Below are 14,234 nucleotides of genomic sequence, written 5' to 3'. Positions count from 1 at the left end.
ATCTGCGGCTCGCAGTTCAACCTGTGAACATCTCGCGAACGTAGGGCAGCGTCGTCGACAAGTAGTACTGGTGGCCGATCTCCAGGTCACGTTCCCATTGGCGATAGACCGCGTCGGGAAACTCGGCGATCCAGAAGGTGTCCGGTATCGCGTCCGGCTCGTCCGCTACGGGACCGAGCGTGACGTCAGCGGTGATGACGCCTTCGCCTTCTTCGCGAGACATCCGCGCGAGAATGCGGCCATTACCGTCGACGATTTGAGCCTCGCCCAGGTAGCGAGACGGGTAGCTCTCGCCCGCATCGGGCCAGGACTCCCCCACGAACCGTCCCGCGTGCGCGGCGTGAACCACCGGCACCCCAAGCATTCTGGCGAATCGGCTCGGAGCGGCTTTCATAATTTCAAGGCCGAACTCGGCTGCGGGGCCATCCGACCGCCCGCTGTCCTTTCCGCCCCACCATCCCGAACCGCCCACCACTATGTCGACTTTCCCTTTGAGCCGCGCGGCCGTCCTGGATCGAATGAACTCCCAACAAAGCGCCGCGCCTATATCGCCTTGAGACGTGTTCAGGACGCCGTCGTCGTCCCCTCCGACGTAATAGCAGTTCTCCCAGAACGTCGGGTCATCCTTGTCGTGCCGGTGGCTGCTTCCGTCGGGTAGCGCCAGAACAAAGGTGTTATAGACGTGGCCGTCGCGCCACGCCAGGAACGAGCCGCCGACAATGGCGTTGCCTTCGCGTGCCAAGTCCACGAGCAACTGGGCCGGCGATCCGTCGATCGCCCGAGTCGTCGACGCCATTTGAGGGAAGAACGCATTACCGGAGGCAAACAGCTCCGGCAGGATCACCAAGTTTGCGCCGCGGTCGAAAGCGACCCGGACGAGGCGTTGCGCCATCGCCAGGTTGGCGTCGACATCCCCCAATTCTGCGAGCATCTGAATCGCCGAAACACGAATCGTCGGCTTGGGAAGCGTGGCGGCCACATCGTTCGCCATGCGCCCGGATATTACCTGCCCTGCACGTCCCCGAACAGGAAAAAGACGTGCCGGACTGGCCCGCATCGCGGGAACTGCCGATCATCTACATGTTCTGCGGCGCAACGCAGCACAGCAACACCGAACCCTTCGACAAGACCAGTCCCTACGCCTATTTGCACATCTGCGGTACGCCCTGGGCGGGGAACGAGTACACCCCCAACCGGGTCCCGGTGCGGACGATGCGGTACCGCCCGCCGACAGTGCCGCCGGCGAATAGCCCTCGCCCGTAAAGGATTGTCAGATTCTCAGCGGCGAGCCGCCTAGCGCGGCGGTGCCGCCGCGTGCGAAGGCAGCCCAGTAGGCCCGCGCCCTGCGCGCCACCTCGGTGTCGATGGGGTTGGCCTCGGGGCCGAGCATGGGCGCGTCGGCCCAGCACTCTGGCGAGCCGAACAGCAGCGGCAGGTCGATGCAGTGGCACGCGCGAAACGGCGCCCCCGGCGGTGACCAGTCCACCCGGTAAGTCGCGGCGCCACCGCCATTTGAAGTCCAGGATTTGGCGAGTTCAAGCGCGGGCCGGCCAAATACCCGTCGGGTCACCACGTCGCCGAGCAGCCGGGCGGCGGCCCGACCCGGTGGGCCAAGACGTTGGAGTCGTTTTCCGCGCGGGTCCATGGCGACGAACGCGTCGGCATCGTTGCTTGTGTAGCCGACGAGTATTTCGACTCGGGATGCCACGTCGGCGAGTTGGTGACTTTCGTCGCCGATGGGAGGTAACGGGTCCGTGCCTGCGATCGGTGCGAATGGGAACCCGCCGCGCAGGCCGAATCGCTGTGCCGTTGTCACAGCAGCGGTTTGAGCGTTGAGCAGTTGGTCGACGCTGGCCTCGCCGGGGTCCACGCCGAGGAGCGCGCCGGTCACGGCGTCCCGCATCGCCGCGGTCATCGCCTCTCGGCCGCTTCGCAGACCGAGCGGGGCGCTTTGCAGGATGGCGCGGTGGAACAGGCCCCTTGCCTCCTCGCTGAGGATCAGCGACATCACCGAATCCCCGCCCGCCGACTGACCGAAGATCGTCACTTGCGATGGGTCGCCGCCGAACGCCGCGATGTGCCGCTGGGCCCACCGCAACGCCATGATCTGGTCCCGCAGCCCCAAGTTCTCCTCCCCGCCCGCGTGCGGGTTGAGGTAACCGAAGATGCCGAGTCGGTAGCTGACGGTGACGACGACGACCCCGCCTTCCCTGACCAGCGCGTCGGGGTCGTACTTAGGTGCCTCTCCGCTGCCCGACAGGTACGCCCCGCCATGGAACCACACCATCACCGGGAGCCCCTGAGCGTCGCAAGGCGCTGTGACGCTTAGTATCTGGCATTTCTCGCTGCTGGCGAGGCCATCGACCACAGGACCATTCACGAAATCCAACCGAGACGGTAGCTGCGGACACACCGGACCGCGCGTTGTCGCATCGCGTACATCGCTATGCCTCGGAGCAGGAACGGGCGCGGCGAATCGTTCGGCCGTCGCGTAGGGAATGCCATGCGCCTTGACGAGAACCCCGTCGTCGTCAACGAGTAGCGGACCGCAACCCGCTTCGAGGCGTCTTTGTGCCACCAGGTCACCGTAAACCGCTTGCGCCCCTTACGGAGTGCCCTGCCAATGTTTGGCAAGCGGGGTGCCGGAAAACTTTTCGAGCATCAGACGGGAGAAGGACAGCAACGCACTGCGAGGCCGGTGGTTCACCACGACTTGCTGCGTCTGCCCCGCGGCGTTGAAGGTGACCCAGACGATTACGTTGGTTCGCACGCCGCGGATCTCGGTCGTGTAGTCCTCGACGAAGCCGTAGTCGCCAGCGGGTCCGGCGAAATTGAACTCCTGGTCGTCGTACACTTCGCGGGCGGTCACCACGATTGAGCGAACGTCTTCCGCGCCGTGGGCGCTGCCATCCATTGCCGCGGCTTCCAAGGTGACGTCCTCGGCGAGGTTGTCCAGCCATACCGGGTAATAGGGCTTGCCCATATAGGTCACGGGTGCGTCTCCCTCGAAACCCGGTCAGCCAGCCGGACGCTGCGCTCGCTCAGTCAAACTTGCTGGAGTACTGCGGGCAGTAAACGCCGGTCGCCGCGCCCATGATCTTGGCCAGCGAGGTGTCCTGTAACTGCGGGAGCCCCTGTTTCGCATCGGCGAAGGTCTGCTCGAACGTGAACCCGTGAGACCAGTCCGTGCAAACGGCGTGCCCGATCTGGACCATCGTCTGGTCCGCGCTGCTCGGCCAGGTGATTCCCTTGTCCTTCAGCGTTTGCAGGTACGCGTCATCCATTGAGTCGGCGCTCGCGATCGCGGCGGTGAAGACTGCGAAACCGCCCAGGACGGCAGCGAGCGGGGCGGTCAATCGTGCGGCCTTCTTCATTTGTCGACTCCTTGGTGTAGCCCCCCTGATGCCTGCGCGGCAGCAAATAGAGTAACTGAATCCCCTGGGCTAGCAAATCGAAGTCAGAGCCAGCCGGTGCGGGCGGCGGCAACCGGCTCGGCGGGGGCGGGGGCCAGCGTCCCGTCCCGCACGCCGTCGAGCATCCGTTTCACGGCGGCGACGATCTCCGGGGCCGCCGCGACGAGCCCGGCCAGATCGGCCTCGCTGACCTCGTCCGGGGCGACACCCGCCCGCTGTAGCACCGTGGCCGGGTCGGCCAGCTGGCCGGCCAGCCAGGCCACCGGGTCGGCCGACAGCTCGGGGACGAAGTGCCGGCGGCCCGGCTCCCAGCCGTCGAAACGCGGATGGTGATGGGCCCGGTCCAGCGTCCCGGGCGGGCTCTCGGTGGACCCGAAGAGGTCCACCCGCCACACCGGGCGGGCAAAGGCGATCGGGACGCCGGCGTAGATCGACCCCTGCGGCTCGTCCTTGTCGATCAGGCGAAGTTCCAGCCTGACTCCCCGCTCCGGGGTTTCCTGCCCGGCCAGCGGCTTCGGGTCGACGAAATACATGTCGCCGACGACGACACCCAGGTTTTCGAATCCGAACGCTGCGAGCATCGCGTGCCTTTCCCTATGCCCCTTCGAGCGTAGACGCAGTCATTCGATGCGTTCGACCCACTGAGCCCGGGACGGCCCCGGCTCGAACGGTTCGCCGAAGTACTGCGTCTCGCGGACCACCTCGCCGCCCTCGAATTCCATGATGCTCACAACGTAATTCGGTTGCCCGTCATACGTCAGGACGAGTTCGCTGATCCACAGATCACCGCCGCCAAGCACGCGTCGCACAGTGAAGCGTTTCGCATTCGGCTGGGCCTCGCGCGACGCCTGGATGCCGGAGCGCCCCCGGATCCGTTCGCCCGATTGCGGATACTCGAGAACCGCGTCGGCGCGGTATATTTCGTGCTCGGCCGCGAAGTCGTTGGCGTCGGAGGCCGCCCAGTGACGCCGCAGGGCGACCCGCACGTCCTCGTCAGCCATGGCCATCCCTCCTCGGAGAGAAACCAAACTCTACGCGGCCAGGCCGTCCGTGCGCCCCTGCTTCGCTTGCTTCTTCGCGCGCCGCCAATCCCGCACGGTGGCGATGGCGGTCTTCAGGCCGCGCCGGCGCCCGGTGGCCGGATCGGTGCCCGCGAAACCGGGCTCCAATTCGGCGAACATGCGCTCGCTGCGAGTTTCCGGCGCGTTGTCGGCGTCGTCGCGCAGGTACTTGTTCGGCAGCGACAGCTTGGCCAGCGTGCGCCACGTCTTGCCGTACTGCACCAGGAACGAGCCGGTGGTGTAGGGCAGGTCGTACTTGTCGCACACTTCGCGCACCCGCACCGAGATCTCAGCGTATCGATTGCTCGGCAGGTCCGGGAACAGGTGATGCTCGATCTGGTGGCACAGGTTCCCGCTCATGAACCGCAGTGCCGGCCCGGCCTCGAAGTTGGCGCTGCCCAGCATCTGCCGCAGGTACCACTGCCCCTTGGTCTCACCGATCATGTCGGTCTTGGTGAATTTCTCTGCACCGTCGGGGAAATGGCCGCAGAAGATGACGGCGTTGGCCCACACGTTGCGGATCACGTTGGCCACCACGTTGGCCTTCAACGTCGACGTGTACGTCGCGCCGGGCGACAGCGAGGTCAGCGCCGGGAACGCGACGTAGTCCTTGAGCACCTGCCGGCCCGCCTTGGCCAGGAACTCGTCGACCCGCTGCCGGGCGTCGTCGGAATCCATCCGCTTCTTGGCGATCTTGCCGAGTTCCACGTGCTGCAGGCCGACGCCCCACTCGAAGAGGAGCGCGAGCAGGGTGTTGTAGACCAGGTTCAAGATGTTAAAGCGCTTCCAGCGCTGATCGCGGGTGACGCGCAGCAGGCCGTAGCCGACGTCGTCGTCCATCCCGAGGATGTTGGTGTACTTGTGGTGCACGAAGTTGTGGGTGTAGCGCCAGTGCTTGGACGACCCGCTCATGTCCCACTCCCACGTCGAGGAGTGGATCTCCGGGTCGTTCATCCAGTCCCACTGGCCGTGCATGACGTTGTGGCCGATCTCCATGTTCTCGACGATCTTGGCCACGCCCAGCGTGACGGTGCCGGCCCACCACGCCGAGCGGCGCGAGCTGGCGGCCAACAGCAGCCGGCCGGTCACCTCGAGCGCGCGCTGCGCGGCGATGGTGCGGCGGATGTAGCGGGCGTCGTGCGCCCCCCGAGAGTCTTCGATGTCCTGGCGGATAGCGTCCAGCTCAACGGCCAGGTTTTCGATGTCAGCGTCCGTCAGATGGGCGAATACGTCGACGTCTGTGATTGCCACTCGTCGTCATCTCCCTACGGTCGTCTTTCCGGTGCAGTACCTACGCTATCGTAACCTACGAATTCGTAGGTTACCTGTGAGTAGCCTTTAGATGTCGAGCACACAATCGCCGGACGCGGCCGACACACAGGTCTGAATCCGGGTTCCGGGATCGTGTTCGGCGCCGGTTCGCAGATCGCGAACGTGGCCTTCCACCAGGCTCACCACGCAGGACTGGCAGATGCCCATCCTGCAGCCGAAGGGCATCTGCACACCGGCGCCCTCGCCGGCGTCCATCAACGACGTCGCGGCGTCGGCCGCGACCTCGCGCCCGCTGCGCGCGAACGTGACGGTTCCCCCTGCCCCGGCGGGTGCGGCCTTGGTCACCGCGAACCGCTCCAGGTGCAGCCGCTCATCGATGCCCGCCGACGACCACACCTTCTGCGCCTGGGTGAGCATGCCCTCCGGCCCGCATGCCCAGGTCTGACGCTCGCGCCAGTCCGGTACCTGTTGGTCCAGCGAGGAGAGGTCGAGCCGGCCCTGCGTGCGCGTTTCGCGGACCTGCAAGCGGTAGCCCGGCTGGTTGGCGGCCAGGGCGGCCAGCTCGGCGCGAAACATCACGTCGGATTCGGTGGGCGCCGAATGCAGGTGCGTGACGTCACCAATCTGGTTGCGGCGCACCAACGTCCGCAGCATCGACATCACCGGCGTGATCCCGGACCCGGCGGTCAGAAACAGGATCGACGGCGGCGCCGGGTCGGGCAGGACGAAGTTGCCCTGCGGCGCGGCCAGCCGCACGATGGTCCCGGGCTCGACGCCGGCGACCAGGTGGGTGGACAGGAACCCCTCGGGCATCGCCTTGACCGTGATGGTCACCGTGCGCGGCGAGCCGGAGGTCTCGGCCGGGCTCGAGGTCAGCGAGTAGGACCGCCACCGCCAGCGCCCGTCGACCAGCAGCCCGATCCCCATGTACTGGCCCGGCTGGTAGTCGAAGCTGAACCCCCAGCCCGGTTTGATCACCAGCGTCGCGGAGTCTTCGGTCTCGCGGCGGACCTCGAGGACGCGGCCCCGCAATTCCCGCGCGGACCACAGCGGGTTGGCCAGATGCAGGTAGTCGTCGGGCAGCAGCGGAGTGGTGATGCGCGCGGCGAGCTTGCGCAGCGCGTGCCAGCCGGGGTGCCGCTCGGCGCCGGCCACAACGGGTCGCTTGGTGTCGACGACGTTGCCCCGAATCGATGGGTTACGTCTGCCCAGCGGAAGCTCCTGCTCACTAGCCGGCGTCTGGCTTACGCCCAACATTGTCGCCGATTCGGTGTGCTCCACGAAACCTACGGTACCGTAACCTACGGTGTCGTAGCTAGCGCGAATCCGTCACATTCGAACGTCAGAGCAGGTCAAGCACGAACGGCAATTCCTGGTTCGCGTACCAGGCCAGGTCGTGATCCAGCGCGTCCCCCACGATCAGCTCCGCATCCTCGTCGCCCAGGTCTGCCGCGTCGATGATCTCGATGGCCCGGGTGACGTCGGGCTCGGCGGCGGCGTTGTCGACGTAGGCGGCCACCACCTCATCCATGGTGACGGGCGCGCCGAGCCGGACGACGGCGTCGTCGAGATCGGGGCGGTACTTGGCCTCCTCGACCTCGGCGGCCAGCACCGCGCGCCGGGGCGGCAGACCGGTGCCCTCGCCGCCGGCGTCCTGGGCCGCCAGCAGCCGCAGCGACGCCAGCGCCGCCTCGCGCAGCGCCACGTCGGCGAGCTCGTCGTCGTCGCCCTCCGCGTAGGCCTCGCGCAGCGCGGGCGTGACCGCGAACGCGGTGCCGTTGACCGGCCACAGGGAGCCGTCGGCGACAAGCCGCTGCAGCATCTCGAGCGTGGCCGGGATGTAGACCTGGATCATTGGCTCCCGACCAACGTGGCCGCGTAGTCGTCGACGTAGTTCGACAGCTCACGCGGCGGGCGCTGGTAGTTCTCGGCCGCCACCGGCTCCTTGGGCAGCTTGACCTTCGGCCGGCCCACATCGTAGTACTCGATCGTCGACAGCAGATGCGCCATCATGTTCAGCCGCGCGTGCTTCTTGATGTCGGATTCCACTATGTACCAAGGGCTTACCGGGGTGTCGGTGTGGACCATCATCTCGTCCTTGGCGCGCGAATAGTCCTCCCACCGATACAGCGATTCCATGTCCATGGGGCTGAGTTTCCATTGGCGGACAGGGTCATTCAGGCGCGCCTTGAACCGGTGCAACTGCTCTGCCTCGGAGACCGAGAACCAGTACTTGCGCAACAGGACCCCGTCGTCGATCAGCATCTGCTCGAAGATGGGCGTCTGCCGCAAAAAGAGCACATACTCCTGCGGCGTGCAGAATCCCATCACCCTTTCCACGCCGGCGCGGTTGTACCAGGACCGGTCGAAAAGCACGATTTCGCCCCGCGCGGGCAGGTGCGCGATGTAGCGCTGGTAGTACCACTGGCCCTTTTCCCGGTCGCTCGGCGCGGGCAACGCCGCGATCCGGGCGACGCGCGGGTTCAGGTATTCGGTGATCCGCTTGATCGTTCCGCCCTTGCCGGCCCCGTCCCGGCCCTCGAAAATGATCACGACGCGCGCGCCGACGTGCCGCACCCACTCCTGCAATTTCACGAATTCCGTTTGCAGCCGGAATATTTCGGTTCGGTAGACATCGTCGGGAATTTTGCGTGCGGTCGCGGTGCTCGATTTCTTCCCGCTCGCCTTCGCCGACGCCCCGTCATTTGTCGCGGTGCTCACAATTACGAATCATAGATCCCGGCACCGATTTTCACCCCGACTAATCAGCGGGAAGCTTCGAGAAGTTCCTCGAGGGACTGGCTCAACAGCCCGGGCAGCAGATCGACGTCGCTCATCGCCTCACGGTCGGCGTTGATGCCGAAATAAAGCATTCCGTTATAGGACGTCACGCTGATCGCCAGCGCCTGATTGTGCAGCAGCGGTGGGACGGCGTAGGTCTCCAGCAGCTTGGTGCCGGCGATGTACATCTGCGACTGGGCGCCCGGGGCATTGGTGATCAGCAGGTTGAACGTCCGCTTGGAAAAGCTCGGGAAGCCGGTGGCGACGCGGATGCCCATGGCGTGCAGGGTCGGTGGCGCGAAGCCGGACAGGGTGACGATGGTCCGCGCGTCGACCAGGCTTCCGGCGGTCGGGTTGGACTCGGTGGCGTGGGCGATCTGCGACAGCCGCACCACCGGGTTCGCCTCGCCCACCGGCAGATCCACCAGGAACGGCGTGACCTGACTGATCGTCTGGCCCGGGCCGGTCGAGTCGAGGCCGTCGTCGGCGTAGACCGACAGCGGCGCCATCGCGCGGACCGTCGCGGTCGGTGACACCGCCACCCCGCGGGACAGCAGCCAATTGCCCAGCGCGCCGGCCACCACGGCGAGCACCACGTCGTTGATGTCGCAGTCGTAGCGCGCGCGCACCGTGCGGTAGTCCTCGAGGTTGCCGCGCGCGACCGTGAACCTGCGGTGCCGCGAGACCGTCGCGTTCAGCGGGCTGCTGGGCGCGGTGCCCCGCGCCACCGCGCGCGCGATGTCGACCGCGCGGCGGCCGGCTTCGAGCAGCTCACCGTAGTTCGTCACCAACCCGGCCACCGCCGACCCGACGGCCTGCAGCTGCGTGCCCGGGCCCGCCACCCATTCGCCGATCGCGCCCAACACCAACCGGGTGTTGCCGGGGTCGCGTTCCGGTATCCAGATGTCTTCGGGGAACGGCGGCGGCCGGCGCGTCCGGTCGGCGATGACGTGGCCGATCTCCACCGCCGTCATGCCGTTGATCAGCGCCTGATGGGACTTCGTGTACAGCGCGATCCGGTTCTTGGCCAGGCCCTCGACCAGGTACATCTCCCACAGCGGCCGCGACTTGTCCAACGGCCGCGCGGCCAGCCGCGCGACCAGCTCGTGCAGCTGCTCGTCGCTGCCCGGGGACGGCAGCGCCGAGCGCCGCACGTGATAGGTGATGTCGAAGTCGCTGTCGTCGAGCCACACCGGCCGGGCCGTGCCGATCCGCACCTGCCGGACCTTCTGCCGGTAGCGCGGTATCTGGGGCAGCCGTTGTTCGATGGTGGCCAGCAGCGTCTCGTAGCTCAGCCCGGCGCGCGGACGCTGCAGGATCGACAGCGACCCCACGTACATGGGGGTGGTGGTGTTCTCCAGCCGATAGAAGGACGCGTCCGTCGGGGACAACCGGGTGACCATTACGGCGCGTCCCTCCTGGTCAATTCGTCCTCGGTTCCTTTGGTGAACGGATGTACCCGCCACGGTAATCGAGCGGATACGCGCCGGCCCGACCTGTGCCATGATGACCACTTACCAGCCCCCGTCTGCCACTCTCCAGCAGGCCGATCCATGGAGAGTGCGCGTTGACCGTTTTCGCCGTGACGCCCGTCGTCGACTACGAGCCGCCCAGGCGGGACATCCCCCAGTGCCGGCAGCCTCCCCACGCGACGCCGCGCCGCCGCGCGCGTGCGCCCCGCCGGCCCCTCGCCGGGCAGCCGGTCGGACCGCCGAAACCGTCCGCGCCGATGCGCCAGGCGGCCGCCTTCGCCGACGCCGCGCTGCGCCGGGTGCTCGAGGTCGTCGACCGCCGCCGTCCCGCGGCGCAGCTGCGCCCGATGCTGGCGGCGGGCCTGGTGGACTCCGTGGTGGCGATCGGCGGTTCGGCGGCCGCCCGCGCGCGCGGACGGGACGGGGCGGCGGTGCTGCGCCGGTTGCGGCTGCAACCCGCCGGGCGCCGCGACCCGGAGGCCGCGGCCGAGGTCTTCGGGTCCTACAGCCGCGGCGAGCGGATCCACGCCATCGCGTGCCGCGTGGAACGGGCGCCCTCCAGCGGCCGCTGGCAGATGGTGGCGCTGCACATCGGTTAGTTGGCCGCGCGGCCGCCCGTGTACCGGGCCAGCACGGGGCCCATGATCGCCATGACGAACACGTACGACGTCGCCAGCGCCGCGACCACCGGGATCGAGGTGCCGACCAGGCCGATGATGATCAGCGAGAACTCGCCCCGGGCGATGAGCGCGGCGCCCGCGCGCAGCTGCCCGCGCCGCGCCACGCCGTCGCGGCGGGCGGCGAGCATCCCGGTGGCCACCTTGGTCGCCGCGGTGACGGCGGCCAGCACCAGCGCCACCGGGAGCATCGGAAGGAGCTCGTGCGGGTCGACCGAGAGGCCGATCGCCAGGAAGAAGATGGCGGCGAACAGGTCGCGCAGCGGGCCGAGCACCTGGCGGGCCCGGTCGGCCGTCGCACCCGTCAGGGTCAGGCCCACCAGGAAGGCGCCGACGGCGGCCGACGCGTGCAGGACCTCCGCCACCGCCGCCACCATCAGGGTGATGCCCAGGACCCGCAGCAACAGCTGCTCGGAATCGGGGTGTTCGACCAGCCGGCCGACATGGTGCCCCCAGCGGTAGGAGGCGGCGAACGCGGCCAGCAGCGCGCCGACCGCGGCGGCCATGCCGACGACGGCGTGCACCCAGCCCCCGCCGGACGCCAGCACCGCGAACAGCGGCAGGTAGGCCGCCATCGCGAAATCCTCGAGCACCAGCACCGAGAGCACCGCCGGCGTTTCCCGGTTGCCGAGCCGGCCCAGGTCGACCAGCACCCGCGCGATGACGCCCGACGACGAGATGTAGGTGACCCCGGCCAGGGCCAGGATGGCGACGCCGTCCAGCCCGAGTAGCCAGCCGGCCACCGCGCCGGGCGTGGCGTTGAGGACGATGTCGACCGCGGCCGACGGCAGGTGGTGCCGCAGGCTGCTGGCGAATTCGGTCGCCGAGAATTCCAGGCCCAGGGTCAGCAGCAACAGCACGACGCCGATGGGCGCGGCCGTCTCGATGAACTCGCCGGCCGCGGCGACGGGCAGCAGGCCGCCCTTGCCCAGCGAGAGCCCCGCCAACAGGTAGACCGGGATGGGCGACAGCGCGAAACGCCTTGCGACAGCGCCCAATACGGCGAGTGTGGCCAGGAGGGCGCCGAGTTGAAACAGTAGCGCCCCCGAAACCTGCATCGGCTCAACCCTTGTCGATGATCCGCTCGACACCGGCGATGCCGTCTTCGGTGCCGATCACGATCAGAACGTCTCGCGCGCGCAATATTTCGGCCGGGCCGGGCGAGGCGAGCACTTCCTCGTTGCGCACGATGGCGACGATCGAGGCCCCGGTGCGGGTCCGGGCGCGGGTGTCACCCAGCGGGTGGTCCACGAACGGGCTGCCGGCCACGATGTGGACCTGCCCGGTTTCGATGCCCGGCAGCCCTTTGGAGAGCTCGGTGAACCGCTCGGCGATGCGCGGCGCGCCCAGGATCTGGGCCACCGCCTCGGCCTCGGCGTCGGTCAGGTGCAGCACCGGCTTGGCCTGGTCGGGATCGTCGGGGCCGTAGAGGACGACGTCGAAATCGCCGCCGCGGCGCGCGATGATCCCGATCCGGTCACCGGTGTGGCTGGTGAATTCGTACCGGAGGCCGACCCCGGGCAGCAGCACCTCCTTGACGTCCATGCCGTCCATCCTCCCAGCCGGACGGGCCGAGCTACATCTGAACTACACCTGAATGCGCGCGCCCATGACCACCGTCCGGTCGATGGGCAGGCCGAAGTATTCGGCGGCGTCGGCGGCGATGTAGGCGGTGGCGATGAAGAGGCGCTTGCGCCACGGCGCCATGGTCGGCGCGGAGCCGGCCCTCAGCTCCAGCTTCGAGAGGAAGTACGAGGCCTCGTCGATGGCGATCTGGCCCTCGGTTTGCTTGGGATCGAGCAGGCGCAGCGCGGCCGGAATGTTGGGCCGTTCCATGTATCCGAACTTCGCGGTGACGTGGACGACCCCGTCTTGGGCGTAGCCCAGGGAGTCGACCTCCATCCGATCCGCGTCGGCGACGCGCGGCGTGGGCAGCGTCTCGATCGACATGATCACCGCCTGCTCGTGCAGCACGCGGTTGTGCTCGACGTTCGCCCGCATCGCCAGCGGCGCGGTCTCTTTGCCGCGGTTGAGGAACACGGCCGTCCCGGGCGTTCGCAGCAGCGGCGGCCGGCAGGCGGCCAGCTCATCGACGAACTCGCGCAGCGGTCCCTCGGCCCGCGCCCGGGCCTGCGTGACCAGCTCGCGGCCCCGCTGCCACGTGGTCATGACGGTGAACGCCGCGGCGCCGATCAGCAGCGGCACCCACGCGCCGTGCACCAGCTTGGTCAGGTTCGCCGCCACGAACAGCAGGTCCACCGACAACAGGGCGCCGGCGCCGATCACGACCAGCCACACGGGCGTGCCCCAGCGGATGCGGGCGATGTAGAAGAAGAGCAACGTGGTGATGGTGATCGTCCCGGTCACCGCCATGCCGAACGCGAACGCGAGCGCCGCCGAGCTGCGGAACGCGAAGACCAGGATCAGCACCGCGACCATCAGCATGCCGTTGATCCAGGGCACGTAGATCTGGCCGATGGTCGACTCGGACGTGTGCACGACCCGCACCCGCGGCAGGTAGCCGAGCTGCGCGGCCTGCGACGCGACCGAGAAGGCGCCGGTGATCACCGCCTGGGAGGCGATGACCGTCGCGGCGGTCGCCAGCAACACCATCGGCAGGCGCGCCCAGGCCGGCGGTAGCAGGAAGAAGGGCGCGGCGACGACGCTCTTGTTGCCCAGCAGCAGCGCGGCCTGACCGAAATAGCTGAGCACGCATGCCGGCATGACCACGAACAGCCAGGCCCGGGTGATCGCCGGCCGGCCGAAGTGGCCCATGTCGGCGTACAGCGCCTCGGCGCCGGTCACCGCCAGCACGACCGCGGCCAGCGAAAAGAACGCGACGTCGAAGTGCCCGACCAGGAACGTCACCGCGTACGTCGGTGACAGCGCCTCGAGGATTTCCGGGTGGGCGGTGATCCCGGCGACACCGCACGCGCCGATCGCGACGAACCACACGACCATCACGGGCCCGAAGAAGCGTCCGATGGCGGCGGTGCCGCGGTTCTGAAAGGCGAACAGCGCCACGATGATCACCGCGGTGATCGGCACGACGAAGTCACCCAGGTGCGGCTGTATCACCTTGAGGCCCTCCACCGACGACACCACCGAAATCGCCGGGGTGATCATGCTGTCACCGAAGAACAGCGACGCGCCGAAGATGCCGAGCACGGCCAGCATCGCCGCCGTGCGCCGGCCCCCGTGGCCGCCCAGCCGGCGCACGAGCGTGATGAGCGCCATGATGCCGCCCTCGCCGTCGTTGTCGGCGCGCATCACCAGGGTGACGTAGGTGAGGGTGACGATGATCATCACCGACCAAAAGACCAGGGAGACAACGCCATACAGGTTGGCCGTGGTGATCGGTATCGGATGCGGGTCGTGGGGGTCGAAGATCGTCTGGATCGTGTAGATCGGGCTGGTCCCCAGGTCTCCGAACACGACGCCGAGCGCGCCGATCACGAGCGACGAGCGGGCTTTCTCGGTGCCGAAGACGGCGCGCAGGGGCGACGCGGGCTTGACGGGCGTGGGCATGGGGGCGTTCCTCCACCGGCGGCTAGCGGG

At 68.0% G+C, this 14,234-nt stretch carries 16 protein-coding genes; 2 read left to right on the top strand and 14 right to left on the bottom strand.

Translation table 11 applies throughout. From position 1 onward, the window contains the following. Nucleotides 1-16: 16 nt before the first annotated feature. A complete protein-coding gene (locus AC5Y7V_RS07845; RefSeq protein WP_499879437.1) occupies nt 17-991 on the bottom strand; it encodes a carbon-nitrogen hydrolase family protein in 975 nt (324 codons plus the stop codon). Nucleotides 992-1,038: 47 nt separating this feature from the next. Here AC5Y7V_RS07845 and AC5Y7V_RS07840 point away from each other — a divergent pair, with 47 nt between their 5' ends. Beyond that, entirely contained in the window at nt 1,039-1,263 is a 225-nt protein-coding gene (locus AC5Y7V_RS07840) for a hypothetical protein (protein WP_499879436.1), read from the top strand. A gap of 7 nt (nt 1,264-1,270) precedes the next feature. Here AC5Y7V_RS07840 and AC5Y7V_RS07835 read toward each other — a convergent pair whose 3' ends face one another. The 10 genes from AC5Y7V_RS07835 to AC5Y7V_RS07790 form a co-directional block, all read right to left on the bottom strand. Next, complete coding sequence (locus tag AC5Y7V_RS07835) at nt 1,271-2,500, bottom strand: carboxylesterase family protein (protein ID WP_499879654.1); 1,230 nt, start codon at nt 2,498-2,500, stop codon at nt 1,271-1,273. A gap of 105 nt (nt 2,501-2,605) precedes the next feature. Further along, complete coding sequence (locus tag AC5Y7V_RS07830; RefSeq protein ID WP_499879435.1) at nt 2,606-2,992, bottom strand: hypothetical protein; 387 nt, start codon at nt 2,990-2,992, stop codon at nt 2,606-2,608. A gap of 49 nt (nt 2,993-3,041) precedes the next feature. Continuing rightward, entirely contained in the window at nt 3,042-3,374 is a 333-nt protein-coding gene (locus tag AC5Y7V_RS07825) for a DUF732 domain-containing protein (protein ID WP_499879434.1), read from the bottom strand. Nucleotides 3,375-3,457: 83 nt separating this feature from the next. Next, nucleotides 3,458-3,994: a hypothetical protein gene (locus tag AC5Y7V_RS07820; RefSeq protein ID WP_499879433.1), complete on the bottom strand. Its 537-nt coding sequence runs from the start codon at nt 3,992-3,994 to the stop codon at nt 3,458-3,460. Nucleotides 3,995-4,033: 39 nt separating this feature from the next. Next, the gene (locus tag AC5Y7V_RS07815) at nt 4,034-4,414 is read right to left on the bottom strand and encodes a nuclear transport factor 2 family protein (protein ID WP_499879432.1); all 381 of its coding nucleotides are present in this window, start codon (nt 4,412-4,414) and stop codon (nt 4,034-4,036) included. 30 nt (nt 4,415-4,444) lie between these two features. Next, the gene (locus tag AC5Y7V_RS07810) at nt 4,445-5,725 is read right to left on the bottom strand and encodes a fatty acid desaturase family protein (protein ID WP_499879431.1); all 1,281 of its coding nucleotides are present in this window, start codon (nt 5,723-5,725) and stop codon (nt 4,445-4,447) included. 87 nt (nt 5,726-5,812) lie between these two features. Further along, on the bottom strand, nt 5,813-7,000 hold the full coding sequence (locus AC5Y7V_RS07805; protein ID WP_499879653.1) for a ferredoxin reductase: 1,188 nt from the start codon (nt 6,998-7,000) through the stop codon (nt 5,813-5,815). A gap of 88 nt (nt 7,001-7,088) precedes the next feature. Further along, a complete protein-coding gene (locus AC5Y7V_RS07800; RefSeq protein WP_499879430.1) occupies nt 7,089-7,601 on the bottom strand; it encodes a DUF6912 family protein in 513 nt (170 codons plus the stop codon). After that, a complete protein-coding gene (gene ppk2, locus AC5Y7V_RS07795) occupies nt 7,598-8,467 on the bottom strand; it encodes a polyphosphate kinase 2 (protein WP_499879429.1) in 870 nt (289 codons plus the stop codon). Before ppk2 ends, AC5Y7V_RS07800 begins: the two co-directional genes overlap by 4 nt. Nucleotides 8,468-8,511: 44 nt before the next feature. After that, complete coding sequence (locus AC5Y7V_RS07790) at nt 8,512-9,930, bottom strand: WS/DGAT/MGAT family O-acyltransferase (protein ID WP_499879428.1); 1,419 nt, start codon at nt 9,928-9,930, stop codon at nt 8,512-8,514. A 164-nt stretch (nt 9,931-10,094) separates the two neighbouring features. Between AC5Y7V_RS07790 and AC5Y7V_RS07785 the strand changes: the two genes are divergently transcribed. Further along, the gene (locus AC5Y7V_RS07785) at nt 10,095-10,598 is read left to right on the top strand and encodes an Rv3235 family protein (RefSeq protein WP_499879427.1); all 504 of its coding nucleotides are present in this window, start codon (nt 10,095-10,097) and stop codon (nt 10,596-10,598) included. Here AC5Y7V_RS07785 and AC5Y7V_RS07780 read toward each other — a convergent pair. From AC5Y7V_RS07780 to AC5Y7V_RS07770, 3 genes are read right to left on the bottom strand one after another with little or no spacing between them, the layout of a single operon-like run. Beyond that, nucleotides 10,595-11,734 (bottom strand): cation:proton antiporter, encoded by a 1,140-nt coding sequence (locus tag AC5Y7V_RS07780; protein WP_499879426.1) that lies wholly within the window; start codon nt 11,732-11,734, stop codon nt 10,595-10,597. The genes AC5Y7V_RS07785 and AC5Y7V_RS07780 overlap by 4 nt on opposite strands. A 4-nt stretch (nt 11,735-11,738) precedes the next feature. Further along, nucleotides 11,739-12,221, bottom strand: coding sequence for a cation:proton antiporter regulatory subunit (locus AC5Y7V_RS07775; RefSeq protein ID WP_499879425.1), 483 nt, complete (start codon nt 12,219-12,221; stop codon nt 11,739-11,741). Nucleotides 12,222-12,263: 42 nt separating this feature from the next. After that, nucleotides 12,264-14,204, bottom strand: a complete 1,941-nt coding sequence (locus AC5Y7V_RS07770; RefSeq protein WP_499879424.1) for a potassium transporter Kup — start codon at nt 14,202-14,204, stop codon at nt 12,264-12,266. Between the last annotated feature and the right edge of the window lie 30 nt (nt 14,205-14,234).

Source organism: Mycobacterium sp. NGS34 (assembly GCF_059812845.1).
Note: the sequence above shows the minus strand (reverse complement) of the source record. Positions and strands in the feature narration are given on the sequence as shown.